The 16383-nt window shown below is 55.6% G+C and carries 10 protein-coding genes and 1 pseudogene; 4 read left to right on the top strand and 7 right to left on the bottom strand.

What is annotated here, in order from left to right:
• The first annotated feature begins 707 nt into the window (after window positions 1-707).
• Window positions 708-1867 (top strand): annotated as a pseudogene (locus tag PSAB_RS22215) (cation:proton antiporter).
• Between the two features lie 24 nt (window positions 1868-1891).
• Here the strand turns inward: PSAB_RS22215 and PSAB_RS22210 are convergent.
• On the bottom strand, window positions 1892-2815 hold the full coding sequence (locus tag PSAB_RS22210) for a DMT family transporter (RefSeq protein WP_025336756.1): 924 nt from the start codon (window positions 2813-2815) through the stop codon (window positions 1892-1894).
• Window positions 2816-2985: 170 nt separating this feature from the next.
• Between PSAB_RS22210 and PSAB_RS22205 the strand changes: the two genes are divergently transcribed.
• Entirely contained in the window at window positions 2986-3870 is an 885-nt protein-coding gene (locus PSAB_RS22205) for a LysR family transcriptional regulator (protein WP_025336755.1), read from the top strand.
• Between the two features lie 212 nt (window positions 3871-4082).
• The gene (locus PSAB_RS22200; protein WP_025336754.1) at window positions 4083-7103 is read left to right on the top strand and encodes an efflux RND transporter permease subunit; all 3021 of its coding nucleotides are present in this window, start codon (window positions 4083-4085) and stop codon (window positions 7101-7103) included.
• A 192-nt stretch (window positions 7104-7295) separates the two neighbouring features.
• On the opposite strand, the gene PSAB_RS22195 is transcribed toward PSAB_RS22200, so the two are convergent.
• From PSAB_RS22195 to PSAB_RS22185, 3 genes are all read right to left on the bottom strand, one after another.
• Window positions 7296-9092 carry an EAL domain-containing protein gene (locus PSAB_RS22195; protein ID WP_025336753.1) on the bottom strand — a complete coding sequence of 599 codons (1797 nt, stop codon included), beginning with the start codon at window positions 9090-9092 and terminating at the stop codon, window positions 7296-7298.
• Window positions 9093-9368: 276 nt separating this feature from the next.
• Complete coding sequence (locus PSAB_RS22190) at window positions 9369-10181, bottom strand: alpha/beta fold hydrolase (protein WP_025336752.1); 813 nt, start codon at window positions 10179-10181, stop codon at window positions 9369-9371.
• Between the two features lie 44 nt (window positions 10182-10225).
• Window positions 10226-10711, bottom strand: a complete 486-nt coding sequence (locus PSAB_RS22185) for a DinB family protein (RefSeq protein ID WP_025336751.1) — start codon at window positions 10709-10711, stop codon at window positions 10226-10228.
• Window positions 10712-10885: 174 nt separating this feature from the next.
• Here PSAB_RS22185 and PSAB_RS22180 point away from each other — a divergent pair, with 174 nt between their 5' ends.
• Window positions 10886-11836 carry a helix-turn-helix transcriptional regulator gene (locus tag PSAB_RS22180; RefSeq protein WP_025336750.1) on the top strand — a complete coding sequence of 317 codons (951 nt, stop codon included), beginning with the start codon at window positions 10886-10888 and terminating at the stop codon, window positions 11834-11836.
• Window positions 11837-11961: 125 nt separating this feature from the next.
• Here the strand turns inward: PSAB_RS22180 and gcvPB are convergent, their stop codons facing one another.
• The 3 genes from gcvPB to gcvT form a co-directional block, all read right to left on the bottom strand.
• Window positions 11962-13422: an aminomethyl-transferring glycine dehydrogenase subunit GcvPB gene (gene gcvPB, locus PSAB_RS22175; RefSeq protein ID WP_025336749.1), complete on the bottom strand. Its 1461-nt coding sequence runs from the start codon at window positions 13420-13422 to the stop codon at window positions 11962-11964.
• Window positions 13419-14771 (bottom strand): aminomethyl-transferring glycine dehydrogenase subunit GcvPA, encoded by a 1353-nt coding sequence (gene gcvPA / locus PSAB_RS22170; RefSeq protein WP_025336748.1) that lies wholly within the window; start codon window positions 14769-14771, stop codon window positions 13419-13421. Before gcvPA ends, gcvPB begins: the two co-directional genes overlap by 4 nt.
• 90 nt (window positions 14772-14861) lie before the next feature.
• Window positions 14862-15965 (bottom strand): glycine cleavage system aminomethyltransferase GcvT, encoded by a 1104-nt coding sequence (gcvT, locus tag PSAB_RS22165; RefSeq protein WP_025336747.1) that lies wholly within the window; start codon window positions 15963-15965, stop codon window positions 14862-14864.
• Window positions 15966-16383: the final 418 nt, after the last annotated feature.

Here is a 16383-nt window from a genome sequence, read left to right as displayed (position 1 = left end):
AGTGGCCGGGGCGTTCTTTGTCATTTTAGGGTGATGATCAGTATGAATGTTGTGGAAGCGCCAGCAGCATTTACCTTAGTACCATTTGCGGAGCAGAACCACAGAACGAAAGGGCCTTCTGGAGCAGCGTAGGAATCAGGAAGGTCGAGAAGTTGTTTTATGTACGAGGTTCGGCGAGGCGTGATGAACCAAATGATGCAGAAAACCTGAAATTGTACATCTTTTCTCTAACGTAGAACCCTCACTGAATAAAATACCTGAAAAGATGCAGTTTTTTACTCGCTTAACCTCGAATGCAGTTGGAACAGCCATAAATTCCTGCACAATCGGAGGCTTTTTCTGCTAACAAACACTTCTGATCGAAAAAACCTGCACATTAGCCGGTTTGCAAGACGCTGTTTAGCCGGTTTGCAGGCCGCTGAACTAAAAATCATAACAAACTTAGGGCCCTCAATGGTGGAGCTTTTCGAAATCTGAACGGCTTGATTTTAAATGTGCGGCCATAGGAGATTATCCAGCCCGTTTGCTTCTACTCTTTACAATGATTCTAGACAAGGGTATATTTATAGGGATAATTTAAAAAAACCGAATAAACTATCCTTTTATGGAGGAGCCTGTCACCAAGGGCTCCTTTTTGCCGTTTTCAGGGCATTTTTGTGCAAATCCTCTGGCTTTTCCCATCTTACTAAGAATTGGAGCGTTGATCGATGGAATTTATTTTAACCTTGCTGCTGATATTGCTGTCCACCAAGCTGGTCGGAGATCTTGCGGTGCGCCTGGGCCAGCCAGCCGTGCTCGGCAAGCTGATTGTGGGAATCGTGCTCGGCCCGGCGGTGCTGGGATGGATTCGGGACGGGGAATTTATTCATTTTATGTCCGAGATCGGCCTGCTTCTGCTGATGTTCATCGCGGGGCTTGAGACGGATTTGGACCAGCTGCGGCGAAGCTGGAAGTCGTCCATTGCCGTCGCTGTGGGAGGAATCATCCTCCCGCTCTTTGGAGGCATGGGCATTGCGGAGCTGTTCGGCTTCTCCTATATGCATGCGCTGTTCCTGGGGGCGATCTTGAGCGCGACCTCCGTCAGCATTTCCGCCCAGGTGCTCAAAGACATGAACAAGCTGAATTCCCGGGAAGGCTCGACGATTCTGGGCGCGGCGGTGGTTGACGATATTCTGGTTGTGATTATGCTTGCAGTGCTTATGAGTCTTTTCGGCGAGGGGGAATCGATCTCCCTTGGACTGCTCATCGGTAAAAAGCTGCTCTTTTTTGCCGTCGCCCTCCTTGCCGGCTGGCTGATCGTTCCCCGGATGCTCAAGTGGCTGGCACCGTTAAAAGTTACGGAAGCGACCGTCAGCATCGCGCTGGTCATCTGCTTTGCGTATTCCTGGTTCGCCGAATGGACCGGAATGGCCGGCATTATCGGCGCTTTCGCCGCAGGGATCGCCGTCTCGCAGACCAACTATAAACACAACGTTCAGGAAAAGCTGGAGCCGATCGCCTACGCCATGTTCGTTCCGGTGTTCTTTGTCAGCATCGGGCTGAATGTCTCGTTCGAAGGCGTCGGCGGCCAGATCGGCTTTGTCGTTGCGCTGTCAATTGTGGCGGTGCTGAGCAAGCTGCTCGGTGGCGCCCTCGGCGCGCGTCTGACCGGATTTAACAATCACTCCTCCATATAGCTATCGGCGCGGGGATGATTTCCCGGGGAGAAGTGGCCTTGATCATTGCGGCGATGGGACTCGGGAACGGACTGCTGCATCCGGACTATTTTACCTCGGTTATTATTGTCGTCATCCTGACAACGCTCGTGACCCCGCCGATGCTGAAAGGCATGTTCCGCGAGAAGGTCAAACCGGGGCAGGAAGGGTAGCTCCTACTTTCATTCGGGAAGCCTTCAATTCTTTGCCGATTTGAACGCCATCCCCGGCGGCTTGCTTGTAGTGGCGGATTTCATCCCCTTGGGACTCGTGCGCCCACGCTGCATCTCTGCAATAAATAATCCCGATAGAATCAGCGCCGCTCCGATATAGCCGCGTACGGAGAGGTGTTCATCGGCAAAGACGTAGGCGAAAGCGGCGGCAAACACAGGCTCCAGTGCAAAAATAAGTCCCGTATGGGTCGGTGTCGTATACTTTTGCGCGATCGATTGAATGATGTAGCCCGCCGCGCTGCACACAACGCTGAGCATCAGGACGGAGATCCAGCCTTCCAGGGTTACAGGGACCTGGGGCGACTCGAACAGGAAAGAGAACAACAAGCCGAGGCCCCCGGCGAACCCCAGCTGCAGAATTCCGAGATTCAGCGGATCGGCAACCTTGGCCGCCGCTCCCGTCACCAGGATATGGACGGCGTACAGCAGTGCGGCAAGGATGCATAATAAATCGCCCGGCTTTACGCTCATGGGCCCGCTGAGTGTCAGCAGCCCGATGCCGGTCATCGTCACGCATGCGCCAGCTATAAGCCTCGCTCCCGGCTTTTGGTTCAGTACAACCACCGACAAGGCGGGAACGAAAATGACCGTTAGACTGGCGAGAAAGCCGGCATGGGATGTTGACGTGCTGCGAAGGCCGAAAATGACGGAGGCGGACACGGCGAACAACAGAAAGCCGAGCACCAAGGAATAACCGAGCGTCCTTTTATCCGCCAGGCGCAGCCGCTTAAACCATATAGCCCCACACAGGATGAAGGCCAGGAGAAACCGAAGGGCGACCAGATTAAACGGTGAGACTGAATTCAATCCGTTCTTCATAAACAGATACGAGGAGCCCCAGCTCAACGTGACAAGCATCATCAGTAAATCGGCGTTTCTTTGTTTCATCGTAACCGGCTCCTTTGGGTTAGTGGAATGTACCAAGGAAATCCACCTTTTGGAAATCGGTGCTGGACACCTCCTTGTTCTAAGGTTAGTATAAAACTGGATTTAGATTAAATAAATTGAATGTGTATAAAGGTATTCTTGAATAAAATTCATCTATGGAGGCGGGATCATTGAGCCTGCTCAAATATGAGGTCTTTCAAACCATTGTTGATTTGGGAAGCCTTGCCCGGGCCGCCGAAACCCTTGGCCTTACCCAGTCCGCAATCAGCCATGCTCTCAGCAGTCTTGAAGACGAGCTCGGCTGCGTCCTGATGATCCGGAACCGGACGGGGGTGCGTTTAACGGCGAATGGCGAGCGTGTATTGAAGCATGTACGGAATATGCTTGGCTGTCACGAACAGCTCAAGCAGGAGGTTGCGGCCATCCATGGAATTGAAGCCGGGATGATCCGGATCGGCACCTTCTCCAGCATCTCCATCAATTGGCTGCCGGGAATCATGCGCCGCTTTCGGGAGGAGCATCCCCGGATTGAAATCAGGCTCGTGAACGGCGATTTTGAGGAGATCGAGGATGGGCTTAAGAACGGCACGATCGATCTCGGCTTCATGTCCCTCCCCGCTTTGGGCAATTTTGAGATCATACCGCTTAGAGAGGACCGGATGGTGTGTATCGTACCGGAGGAGCATCAACTTAGCGGAATGGAACGGATTACGTTCGCCCAGATGGAGCAGGAATCTTTTATCATGCCTACCCCAGGCTGTGATCAAGACGTCAGGCGCGTGCTCCAGAAGCTTCCCTGCCAGCCCCGCGTGCAATTCCTCGCCGGCGATGATTACGCCATTATTGCCATGGTCGAGAACGGACTGGGGATCAGCATTATCTCCGAGATGATCCTGAAGAGCCGCGGCTCCCGGGTCGCCATGCTGGAATTGGAAATACCCTGCTCCCGGTCGCTTGGAATCGTTGTTCCTTCACGGAAGCAAGCTTCACCGGCAGCCCATAAATTCATCGAGCTTGCGCGGCGTTGGGTAGAGGAGTGGAGACTGCCCTCATGATGAGCGGTCCGCTTCGCATATTCATGCAGCACGTCCCATCCTTTGGTAGGGGAAGTTCTCCGTCCAGAGGCTGAGAATCAAACCCGCCGTCCGACGGTTTTAAGCCTGCCGGAAAGAAACTAAACTGAATCATGAGAAAAGCTGATCATACATACCAAGAAACAAACAGCAAGAGCATCACCAATACTGGGGAGTGGAAGGAGAAATTAATAATGACATGGTTGACAAAATGGGCGTTCGGCAATAAAGCAGCCGCAGGGCTGCTAATTGTGATGGCGCTCGTCGTGGGAGTGATGAGCTACAGCTCATTGCCGATGGAGTTCATGCCGGAGGCGGATAATCCGCAGGTGACGATAACGGCGCTCGGTCCCGGACAGGATGCGCATTCGATGGAAGAGAAGGTAACCAAGCCGATCGAAGCGGCCGTGTCCACGGTTAAAGGCAAGACGGGCATGACGTCTACCTCGGGAGACAGCTTTACAAAAGTGGACCTTAATTTCGATTCCAAGACAAATATGAAGGATGCCGCGCAGGAAGTGCAGAAAGCAGTCGATTCGCTGCAATTCCCGCAAGGGGTGATGAAGCCGTTCGTGCTGCAGTTGAATACCTCGATGATTCCGGTCTCCCAGGTTACGCTCGCGTTCGATCAGGGAATCACCAAAGAGAATCTGAAACTTGCGGAGACTACGATTATTCCCGAGCTTCAAAAGATCGAGGGAGTTGCAAATGTCGCGTTGTACGGTAAGACCGCGCCTCAGGTGACGGTGAAGCTGGACCCCCGTCTGATGGCGGAGAAGAAAGTATCCGTCCAGCAAATTACCGGCCTGCTTCAGGGCCGAACCGTGTCGGCATCCATCGGGGAGCAGACGCTTGGCGGCCAGACGGGAAGCGTCAGCGTCGTATCCTCTATTGATAGTATCGATACCTTGAAGAAGCTGCCGGTCTCTCCCGGAGTAACGCTGCAGGATATTGCGACGGTTCAGGAGAAGAGCGATCAGGAAAGCGTCAGCCGCTCGAACGGCAAGGATGTGCTGTTTGCGGTTGTGACGAAGGAGGCCAATGCCAACGCGGTCGCCGTAGGCAATAAGGTTAGGGATGCGGTGGACAGCATCAATAAGGATGTGAAGGGAACCGAAGCCGCGGTCGTATTCAGCACCTCGGATATGGTCGTCGATTCCGTAAACAGCATGATGCGGGAAGTGCTATTAGGCGCCTTGTTTGCCACGATCGTCATTCTGCTGTTCCTGCGCAATCTGCGGGCAACGCTCGTGACGGCCGTTTCCATTCCGCTGTCGCTGGCCGTTACGCTATACCTGCTCGATATCTCGGGAATTACCCTGAACATTATTACGCTTGGCGGGGTAGCCGTTGCGGTCGGCCGTCTGGTCGACGACAGCATTGTCGTGATCGAGAACATTTACCGCAGATTGCAGAAAGAGTCCTTCTCCGTTGACATGATGATCAGTGCGACCAAAGAGGTGGCTCGGGCGATTACGTCCTCGACGGTTGCGACCGTTGCCGTCTTCCTGCCGATGGGCCTGCTGCGCGGCGGTCTGCAGGCGTTCCTGCTGCCTTTTGCACTAACGGTTACGTATTCGCTGCTGACATCGCTTGTGGTCGCATTGACTGTCGTTCCACTCCTCAGCTCTGTGCTACTGCGGAACACCTCGATGAAAGAGCACGATCCGTCCAAGGGCTTCCAGCGCTTCCTGAAGTGGAACCTGAACCATAAGTGGGTGTCGCTGTCGCTGGGACTGATTATTCTGGTGTCTTCCATCGCTGCTTATATGAACATGCCGAAGGGCGCTCTTGACGCTTCCGATGCAAGCTTTGTATCGGTGGAGATGAAATATCCGAATGACACACCGGTGGCCGAGGTGCTTGATCAGGGCAAGCGTCTGGAGCAGGATCTGATGAAGCTGCCTCAAGCAGAGACAGTGCTCATGCAGTCCGGGAACAGCGCCGATTCCGCTAAATGGGGCAGCGTATCCTCGGCTACCGTAGTCAACTTTACCGTGGCTTTGAAGAAAAATGTTGACGGCCAGGCGTTCATTGATGCGGTCCGCGGCATGCAAAAAACATTTGATGGTGCTACGCTGACAGCCAACGAGGCGAGCATCATGGGCTCGGCTACGACGAGCGAGTACGTTGATATCGCCGGCGAAGATCTGTCCAAGGTTACTGCGGCGGCGGGTCAGGTTATGGATAAGGTCAAGACCATTGACGGCATTCAAAAAATCTCCAGCAATATGGAGGATACGAAGCCGGTCTTTGCCTTCAACGTGAATCCGGCGCAAGTCAACGCACAGGAAATTTCGATGCAGCTCGCTGCTGTGCTGAATCCGATCCCGATTGGGGAGATGCAGCTGAACGGCTCTCCGGCATCGGTTGTACTGTCGCCTCTGGCCGAGCCGAAGTCTCAGGCGGACCTGCAGAATATTACGCTGATGACTTCCACCGGTCCGAAGCCGCTGTCGCAGCTGGCCAGCCTGGAGGTTCGGGAAGAACCGGCCATGCTGTACCGCAAAGAAGGCAAGCCTTACGTTCGCATTACGGCTGAAGTTGATCCGAAGAAGGTATCCGAAATCGGGGCCTCGATCAAAAAAGAAACCGACAGCGTCAAGCTGCCGGAAGGCGTAACCATCATCTCGGGCGGCGCCTCCGCCGACCAGGCGGGCGATTTCAAAGACCTCGGGATGACGGCGCTCATTTCAATCGGTCTCGTCTACCTGATTATGGTGATCACCTTCAAGACGCTTCGCGCTCCGCTGGCGATCATGTTCTCGCTGCCGCTCGCGGCCATCGGCGCCGTCGTCGGTCTGCTGGTATCGGGAGTGACCCCCGATTTCACCGCCGTATTCGGCGCGCTGATGCTGATCGGTATTGTGGTCACGAACGCGATTGTGCTGATTGACCGCGTCAAGCAGAATGAAGCGCACATGAGCATCCGTGATGCGATTCTCGAAGCGGCGGGAACGCGGATGCGGCCGATTCTGATGACGGCCATCGCGACGATCTGCGCGATGCTGCCGCTGCTGTTCGGCCATTCTGAGCAGGGCAGCATCGTCTCGCAAAGTCTGGCCATCGTGGTCGTCGGCGGCTTGACCGCAGCCACGGTGCTTACACTGATTATCGTGCCTGCCGTTTACGAGCTGTTCTACTTCCGCAAGTCGGCGAAGCAGCGCAAAAAAGCGCTGAAACCGGCGGCTTATCCAGCGGCAGGCACGAATTAACCGGACCTGTAACGGACCTTTTAAATAACCGCCTCACGGGACCTTGCCGAACCGGCATCCTGTGTCAGGGCGGAAGAAATGAATTGCGGAGCGGGGATTCCCTGGTATTTTACCGGGAGAAGCCCCGCTCTATTTTTACGCAAAAAAATACCCTCATGCACATGAGGGGGAACTGCCGGACACCCGGCATATTCAGCAAGTTTCTGTCGATTTGGAAAAGAACAGTCCGGAGCATTCCCAGCCAGCCAACAACCGCTCCACTTCTTTCGCGGCAAGTGGTTTGCTGAACAGATAACCCTGGATTTTGTCGCAGCCCTGCTCCTGCAAATAGGCCAGCTGCTCCGCTCTTTCTACGCCCTCCGCAATGACGCACATGTTCATCCGTTTGCCGATCATCAACATTTGTTCGAGCAGTATTGCCTGATTCGTTTCCGCCGGAATGGAGTCGATAAAGGACTTGTCGATTTTTAATGTGGAGATCGGCAGATGGGTCAGATAGCTTAAAGAAGAATACCCGGTCCCGAAATCATCCAGCGCAATTTTGATGTTTTTTTCTCTCAGTTCGTTCAGTTTGGTGCCGACATGCTCATACGATTGGATCAATATGGACTCCGTGATCTCCAGTTCCAGATAATCGGGCTCAAGCCCGGAGGAATGCAGCGTGTCCAGGACAACCTCATTAAAATCGGTTTGCAGCAACTGCAGCATCGAAATGTTGATGGACATGGTCAAATGTTCGAAGCCCTGCTCATGAAGCTTCTTCAAAAATGCGCAGGCTTTGCGCAGAACCCAGCTTCCCAAAGGAATAATCAAATGCGAATCCTCGGCTACTTTGATAAATTTAAATGGAGAGACAGGTCCCAGTTCGGGGCTGTTCCAGCGTAGGAGTGCTTCCAGACCGGTCACCTTGTTCAGTGCCAGATCCACCTGGGGCTGATAATAGAGGTCGAACTCATTCCGTTCCATCGCGGTGTATAGCTGCTTCTCAATGTTCATTCGTTCGGCAAATGTATCATTCAGGGGGTTATCGAACACGATAAAGTTGCCTTTGCCCGCTTCTTTTGCCTTGTACATGGCGATGTCCGCCCGCTTGACCAGCTCCATAATATCGCTGCCATGATCGGGATAGAGGCTGATTCCAACACTGGTGCTGATGTGAACCAGACTGTTGTCGATATCGACGGCCTCTTTAAGTCCGGCCAGAATGCGGGACGCCATCATACCAGCCTCTCCCTTGTCCGTCAGGGAATGGAGAAGAATAATAAATTCATCGCCTCCGAACCGGTATATAACCCCGTGATCTCCCACGATGGACAGCAGCTTCTTGCTGGCTTCTACAATGAGACGGTCTCCGAAGCCATGGCCCATCGTATCGTTGATATACTTAAAGTTGTCGATATCCACGAACATTAAGGCCGCACTGCCTCTGGAGCCTGCGAGAAGATTTGCCCCGTTCTCGTACAAATTCAGTTTGTTGGGAAGATCTGTCAGCAGGTCGTGGTAGGCCAGATGCTGCATTTTCTCTTCACTATCGCTCAGCTTGCGCTGATTCTCGATCAACTGATCATACTGCTGCCGCAGCTCCTCTTCGGTAGCCGTGATCTCCTCGTATGCGGATTCCAGATTCTCATGGGTGTTCATCAGATTTTTATAGGATACCTCTAAATCTTCTTCCACCTTCCGAATTCGCTTAAGCGTTTCAAGAATGAGCACAAAGATCAAAAGTGCCGTCATAAAAACGAAGAACCATCCCTTGACCATATTGATTGTGGCGATCAAATCGGCATTGCTGGTGAGGGCGGAAACGGCCTTGTCGGTCAGCAGAATCCATAAACATCCGATAATAAAATAAATACCTGCAATTCTCGAGGCTCCCCATAGAGGACTGAAGCTTTGGGTGTTCAGATGCTGCGGACGGATTTCTTCGTAGGAGCTTCTCCTGAGCCAGGTGGAGTTGTGGGTGCCTTTATTGTTGTTTTTTCGCAGCATTATGCCCTCCGTATTCATCTATATCAACGTTATTAATGCCTTTTAAAATTCGATGTTATCATTCAAAATCCTCTATTTTCCATTAATATTTTCATAAATTTGCATACATAAATCAAGTGAATATTATCGGAAATTGTCCGTATGCGCGACATCGAACGGTCACGGCCGGCTGCCTTGCCGGCACCTCCCTGTAAACGCAAAAAAGGACAGGCGAAAGGAGATCTGCACCCAAGGCGCTTCATCTTCCTTTGCTCTGTCCCTTCTTGCTAAAAGCTGCTAAGAATGGGCGCCGGTCTCGGTCAGAAACTGCTCAATTTCCTCCAGGTAACGATCCGGCGCGTCAAAATGAATAGTGTGCCCGGCGTCCAAATGGACGAGTTTCGTGTTCGGCCTTCTTCGCGCCATTTCTTCCGCCTGCCCGTAAGACAGGCAGTTGCTTCGCATACCATGAAGCAGTAGGGCGGGACAATCAGTCGCGAGCCAGTCGTCCCAGTGGTTGCCGTTCAGCTTCCGCTGGGAGCGAATCATATCCTCAGGGACAAATGGCAGCCCCCATCCGTCCTCATACTGCCGCATCGAGTAAGCGAAAGCCGGACCCAGACGCCCAAGAACGGCAATCAGCGCTTCCCTGGTCGGCATGCGCCGCGGCCACTCGGCCGCAAAGCCCAGATCGTCGTCCACGGCCGCGCCGATATCTTCAATAATAAGCGCCCGTACCCGTTCCGGCCGGCGGGCGGCAAGCCGGTAAGCGACGACGCCGCCAAGAGAGTGCCCGAGCAATACGGCATGATCGATGCCGAGATGATCGAGCAGCGCCAGCGCATCGGCGACATAGCGATCGTTATCAAAGCTTGCGGGACGGCCGGATTCGCCATGCCCCCGCTGATCCAGCGCGATGACCCGGTATTCGCGGGCGAATCTTTCGGCAAGGTGCCGGGCGAACAATCCCTCGTTCATATGGCCGTGCAGAGCCACCAGCGGAGGTCCCCCGCCGCCAAAATCGATATACGACAAAACCGTGTCCGGACCTTCAAAGGATTTTCGATGATAGCTTACGGAATCATGGTTGTTTGGTATAGGATCGGTCATCTATTTTTTCCTCCATTATAAGAGTCAGCTTCCCGGACCGTCGTTCAGTACAGATCAAACATGTTCACTTCATAGCCCAGTTCCTTCAGGTAATTGAAGAGCTGCGCGCGGTGATGCTGGGCATGGGTGACGATTTCAATCAGCCATTTCGCCTGCACCGACCCCTGTTCCAAATAAAAAGGCTTGGTGGCTTTGTGAAGAAAATCCTCTTCGCTCAAACCCTCCATGTAGGCCTTCAAGTCCTGAAAGCCTTTGTCCATCCACGCCGACAGTTTCTCCGCAGTCCGGGCTTCGTTAATCTCTTCTTCCGTCCGGCGGATGTCGGGCTGTCCTTGCTCCTGCAGGATCAGCAGATCAACTGAGGGAACGGAGACGAGATGCTGCGCCAGCTCCAGCAGGGAGCGCATATTTTCTCGGGGGCGGTAGTCCCAGTGTTCGGGAGAGATTTTGGCAATTAGCTTGGAAGAGGTTCGAACGATATGCTCCAGTTCATGCAGGAGAAGACCTTTCATTTCAATTATGGCTTGCATTAAACTCACACCTTTCGGATTTATGGATTTGGCCGGCGGCATGCGGCGCTCTTGGGTTCGGTTCTCATTGTAGACTATAATAGTGACAAGTATTGTCATAAAATAATCGGAAGATTCCCCCCCAATAGAGGAAGGAGGCTCGGCGCCATGTCCCCACGTGATAATCGGGATACTATGCCCAAATCGAAAAGACTGCTGGAGCTGATGCTGACCGTCAACCGAAAGCGGAAATTTACCGTCAAGGAGCTGGCGCAGGAGTTCGGCGTGTCGCCAAGGACGATATTAAGGGATTTGCAGGAGCTTGGAGAGCTGGGCGTTCCCTTGTATTCGGAAGTGGGGCCGCACGGGGGCTATCAGGTGCTGAACGAACGGATTTTGCCACCTATCGCTTTTACCGAGGAGGAAGCGGTCGCTCTATTTTTCGCGTGCCACGCCCTGCGTCATTATTCTTTCATTCCTTTTGAGACAGAGGCGTCATCGGCGCTTGGAAAATTCTATCATTATATGTCCGGCGATGTGCGGGACCGAATCGATCAGATGAAGAACCGGGTGGATTTCGTCATTCCGGTCAGGCAGGCGGAGTCTCCCTTTCTGTCGGCGCTACTTGAAGCGGCCGTGATGCAAAAGGTCTTGCGGATCGGATACAAATCGCAGGAGAACGTTACGGTCCGGGACATTCAGCCGATCGGCATTTATGCCAGCAGCGGCCTGTGGTACTGTCCGGCGTACTGCTTCCTGCGCGGCGGGGTCCGTCTGTTCCGGTGCGACCGGATCATCAGTGTGGAGGAAGGAGACCCCGAAATCAAGCCGCTCGACCTGCGCAGTATTCATTTGGATAACTGGGAGGATTCTTTTTCGGACAAAAGCCGATATGCCCGCTGCCGCGTCCAATTGAGCGAGGAAGGGGTGAGGGTGTGCGAGGCGGAGCTGGGGCGGCGGGGGCTGCTGCAGGTTCGGGAAGACGGCACCGGCTGGATAGACGGAGATATTCCGATTGGAGAAATCCCTTACTTCGCCAGACTGTTCATTGGCCTTGGGAGCGACGCCGAGGTGGCGGAACCGCTGGAGCTGATTGACTGCATGAGGGTGAAGCTGAAGGAGCTGCTGGCCAAGTATGACGCGTAAAGGTAACAAGGCAGGGAGCATAACCCTCTCAGCTACGTAAAAATCCCTCTTGACGCATCCGGTGAAAAAGGCGATCGGATGTTCAAGAGGGACTAAGTTTGTGTTAATGATGTGCGGCAGCCCGCTTAACCACAGGAGCAGTTCAGCACAGGCTTCCGCGCTGCCTGCGTCTCGTCAAGGCGGCTGATTTCCGTAGTATGCGGCGCGTTCAGAACGATTTCTGGCGTCTCCTTCGATTCCTGCACGATCCGGATCATCGTATCGATGAACCCGTCGAGCGTTTCTTTGCTCTCCGTCTCGGTCGGCTCGATCATGATGCACTCCTCGACATTAAGCGGGAAGTAGACGGTCGGCGGATGGTAGCCGAAGTCGAGCAGGCGTTTGGCGACATCGAGCGTGCGGATGCCGTATGGTTTCAGGTTTTTGCCGGACAGGACGAATTCATGCTTGCAGATGCCGGGGTAAGGCACCTCGAAATGCGGCGCGAGGCGGCTCAGCATATAATTGGCGTTCAGCACCGCGTTCTCCGACACCTCGCGCAGTCCGTCCGGACCGTAGGTGCGGATGTACGTGTAGGCGCGAACGAGAATGCCGAAGTTGCCGTAGTATGCCTTCACGCGGCCGATCGACTGCGGTCCGCCTGCTTGAAGCTTGAAGCCGCCGTCCTCTGTTTTGGCCACAGTCGGGCCGGGAAGAAACGGTGCCAGCTTCGCCTTGACGCCTACCGGACCGGCGCCCGGGCCGCCGCCGCCGTGCGGCGTGCTCATCGTCTTGTGCAGGTTGAGATGCACAACGTCGAAGCCCATGTCGCCGGGGCGGGTAATGCCCATGATCGCGTTCGAATTCGCGCCGTCATAGTAGAGCAGGCCGCCCGCTTCGTGCACGATCCGGGCGATCTCCACAATCTGCGTCTCGAACAGGCCGAGCGTGCTCGGGTTGGTCAGCATAAGCGCAGCGGTGTCGCTGCCGACCGCTTGCTTCAGCGCCTCCAGATCGACCATTCCCTGTTCATTGGACGGAATGGTCACTGTCGTCAGCCCGGCCGCCGAAGCGCTGGCCGGGTTCGTGCCGTGCGAGGAGTCCGGAACGATGACCTTGGTCCGGACTTCGCCGCGCGCTTCGTGATAGGCGCGGATCATCATCAGCCCGGTCCATTCGCCGTGCGCGCCGGCGGCGGGCTGGAGCGATACGGCATCCATGCCGGTCAGCGCGGCCAGGTCGCTCTGCAGCGTATGCATCAGCTCCAGCGCGCCCTGGATGCTCTCCTCCGGCTGGTACGGATGGATCTTCGCGAATCCCGGGAAGCGGGCAACATCCTCGTTGATCTTCGGATTATATTTCATCGTACAGGAGCCGAGCGGATAGAAGCCGTTGTCGACGCCGAAGTTGCGGCGGGACAGAGCGGTGTAATGGCGGATGACATCCACCTCGGACACTTCCGGCAGCACCGCCGGTTCGCTCCGCAGCAGCTCGGCGGGAATCAGCGTATCCAGGCCTTCCTCCGCCGGCACATCGCATTCCGGAAGGGAGTAGGCGGCGCGTCCGGGACGGCTTAGTTCAAAGATAAGGCTTTGTTCCGGTTTCATAAACAGCCCTCCAGTGCGCTTGCAAATTCGTCGATTTCACTCTTGCTCCGTTTCTCCGTTACGGCAATCAGCATGTGGCCGGCAAGCTCCGGGTAATCCTTGCCGAGATCGTAACCGCCGAGGAAGCCCTCTTTCAGCAGCTTGGCGTTAACCGCGCCCGGATCGCTGCCCTCCGGCAGCTTCAGCACGAATTCGTTGAAGAACGGGGAGCCGAAGGCAACCTTGACGCCTTGGATAGCTCCAAGCCGGGCGGCGGCGTAATGGCTCTTGCGGATGTTCAGCCCGCCGACCTCGCGGACGCCTTCCTTGCCCATGACGGACAGGTAGACCGACGCGCAGAGCGCGAGCAGCGCCTGGTTGGAGCAGATGTTCGACGTCGCTTTCTCGCGGCGGATATGCTGCTCCCGGGCCTGCAGCGTCAGCACGAAGCCGCGCTTGCCGCTGCGGTCGACCGTCTGGCCAACGATGCGGCCGGGGATGCGGCGCATGAGATGCTCCGCGACCGCGAAGTAGCCGCAGGTCGGCCCCCCGAGCGAGGCATTGATGCCGAGCGGCTGGGCGTCGCCGACGACAATGTCGGCGCCCAGCTTGCCCGGCGTTTCCAGCACGCCGAGGGCAAGGGGATTGGCGCTGACGACGAGCAGCGCCTTGGCGTCATGCGTCAGCTTCTCGATGGCGGCCAGGTTCTCGATGCACCCGAAGAAGTTCGGGTACTGTACCAGCACCGCCGCTGTGTCGCCGTCAATCGCCTGCGCCAGCAGTGCAAGATCGGTGACGCCGTCTGTGCAGCCGACCTCGGCGATTTCAAGGCCGAGTCCGGCGGCGGACGTCTTCAGCACCTGCCGCGCTTCGGGATGAACCGCGCTGCTGACGACGATTTTCTTGCGCTTCGTAGCGCCGGAAGCCAGTACCGCCGCCTCGGACAAGGCCGTCGCGCCGTCGTACATGCTGGCGTTGGCGACCTTCATGCCGGTCAGCTCGCAGATGTACGACTGGAATTCGAAGATCGCCTGCAGCTCGCCCTGGCTGATCTCCGGCTGGTAAGGCGTGTAAGCCGTATAAAATTCCGAACGGGAAATGACATGGTTGATGACGACGGGAACATGGTGATCGTAGAGGCCCGCGCCCAGAAAGCTGATGTGGCTGTCGAAGTCGGCGTTTTTGTCCGAGAGACGTTTCATATGCCGCAGCAGGGCGTATTCGTCCAGCGCTTCGGACATGGGCAACCGGCCTTTGTAGCGCACGGCTTCGGGAATATCGGCGAACAGCTCTTCCACGGACTGAATCCCGATTTCCGCCAGCATTTCGCTGCGGTCCTGCTCGGTCATTGGCAGATAACGATGCTTCATTTTCGGATTCACTCCTTGGGTGATTAATGATGAAGCTGATTAATTATAAAGCTGATTAATGAATAGGTTATGTCCTGCACAGGCAGGTCCTTAACGGCTCTTCTTGTAAAAAGGGGCTTTCACGACGGCGGCTTTAAGCCGCTTGCCGCGAATTTCAACTTCCAGTTCCGTTCCGATTTCGCCGTACCGGGCATCCACCAGGGCAAGCCCCAGGTTCCGCTTCAGCGTCGGCGACTGCGTGCCGGTCGTAATCTCGCCGATCTGCTGGCCGCCCGCATATACCGGATAATGCGACCGGGGAATGCCGCGGTCGATCATTTCAATGCCGACCAGGCGGCGCGGAACGCCCTGCTCCTTCTGGGCCAGCAGCGCCTCGCGGCCGATAAAATCGGCCTTATCCAGCTTCACGAAGAAGCCGAGCCCGGCTTCCAGCGGCGAGATGTCCTGCGACAGCTCCTGGCCGTACAGCGGCAGCTTCGCTTCGAAGCGAAGCGTGTCGCGCGCGCCGAGGCCAGCCGGCATAAGCCCGTGGGCGCTGCCCGCTTCGAGCAGCCCGTTCCACAGCGCCGCCGCAGCGTCAACCGGAGCATACAGCTCGAAGCCGTCCTCGCCGGTATAGCCTGTGCGCGACAGCAGCACTTCCACGCCGCACACGGCTGCCCGTTCCACGAAATGGAACGGCTTCAGATCCGCCAGCGGCACATCGGTGACTTCGCTTATGATCCGCTCGGCATGCGGCCCCTGAACCGCGAGCAGCAGCGTCTCCTCCGAGCGGTCCGTAAGCTCCACGCCGCTCTCCGGCAGATGGTCCTGAAGCCACTGGAAGTCCTTGCCGATGTTGGACGCATTCACGACCAGCATGTAGCGTCCTTCACCCAGACGGTAGACAAGCAGGTCGTCGACCGTGCCGCCATCCGGATAGCAGAGGAGCGAATACTGCGCCTGGCCGTCCGCGAGCCTGCCGACATCGTTGGTCGTCATGCGCTGCAGGTAAGCTTCCGCTCCGCTGCCGGTCACCATAAATTCGCCCATATGCGAGACGTCGAACAAACCCGCACGGCTGCGCACCGCTTCGTGCTCTTTCTGGATGCCGGCGAACTGCACCGGCAGTTCCCAGCCGCCGAAATCAATGCTCCTGGACTCCGGATAAGCGGAGTAGAAGGCGAAAAAAGGCGTTCTTTTCAAAGCGCTCATATCGTCACTCCCCGTGAAATTTTGTAATGCAAGAATTTGGATTTACCCTATATTTTCAAAAGAAACGCGGCAGCGTCCAGCAGGGACCCCGTCCGGCGTTTCTTCGTGCCCCATAAATGTTGAGAGACCTGGCAGAGCACCCGCGCTTGCTGCACCGCCTTAAAATTTCTTTGAGGTAGGGCAGAAAAGGGGCTCATGGTTTCCGTAAAAATGTAGCTTGCCCACTGCCGCCCATTCCAAAACCAGATGCGTGAATCCCATTGGTGACTCTAGTGGCAAGCGCAAAAAAGGACAGCCAAAAGACGAATTGCGCAGCATCTGCACACTCGTTCGTCTTTCGCTCTGTCCTTTGTACCTGAGAGTTACCCCGCTTTCGGACTTCGGCAGTCCGGCAGTTCAGCTTTAGCCGCGGCCGTTC

It is taken from the genome of Paenibacillus sabinae T27, from assembly GCF_000612505.1.
Lineage (GTDB): Bacteria > Bacillota > Bacilli > Paenibacillales > Paenibacillaceae > Paenibacillus_AQ > Paenibacillus_AQ sabinae.
Note: the sequence above shows the minus strand (reverse complement) of the source record. Positions and strands in the feature narration are given on the sequence as shown.

Excerpts from the sequence above, each read along its gene's own strand:
- PSAB_RS22185 (WP_025336751.1), bottom strand. The coding sequence starts at position 10,711 with ATGCAAGCCATAATTGAAATGAAAGGTCTTCTCCTGCATGAACTGGAG.
- PSAB_RS22180 (WP_025336750.1), top strand. The coding sequence starts at position 10,886 with ATGCCCAAATCGAAAAGACTGCTGGAGCTGATGCTGACCGTCAACCGA.
- PSAB_RS22195 (WP_025336753.1), bottom strand. The coding sequence starts at position 9,092 with ATGCTGCGAAAAAACAACAATAAAGGCACCCACAACTCCACCTGGCTC.
- gcvPB (WP_025336749.1), bottom strand. The coding sequence starts at position 13,422 with ATGAAACCGGAACAAAGCCTTATCTTTGAACTAAGCCGTCCCGGACGC.
- PSAB_RS22210 (WP_025336756.1), bottom strand. The coding sequence starts at position 2,815 with ATGAAACAAAGAAACGCCGATTTACTGATGATGCTTGTCACGTTGAGC.
- gcvPA (WP_025336748.1), bottom strand. The coding sequence starts at position 14,771 with ATGAAGCATCGTTATCTGCCAATGACCGAGCAGGACCGCAGCGAAATG.
- PSAB_RS22200 (WP_025336754.1), top strand. The coding sequence starts at position 4,083 with ATGACATGGTTGACAAAATGGGCGTTCGGCAATAAAGCAGCCGCAGGG.
- gcvT (WP_025336747.1), bottom strand. The coding sequence starts at position 15,965 with ATGAGCGCTTTGAAAAGAACGCCTTTTTTCGCCTTCTACTCCGCTTAT.
- PSAB_RS22190 (WP_025336752.1), bottom strand. The coding sequence starts at position 10,181 with ATGACCGATCCTATACCAAACAACCATGATTCCGTAAGCTATCATCGA.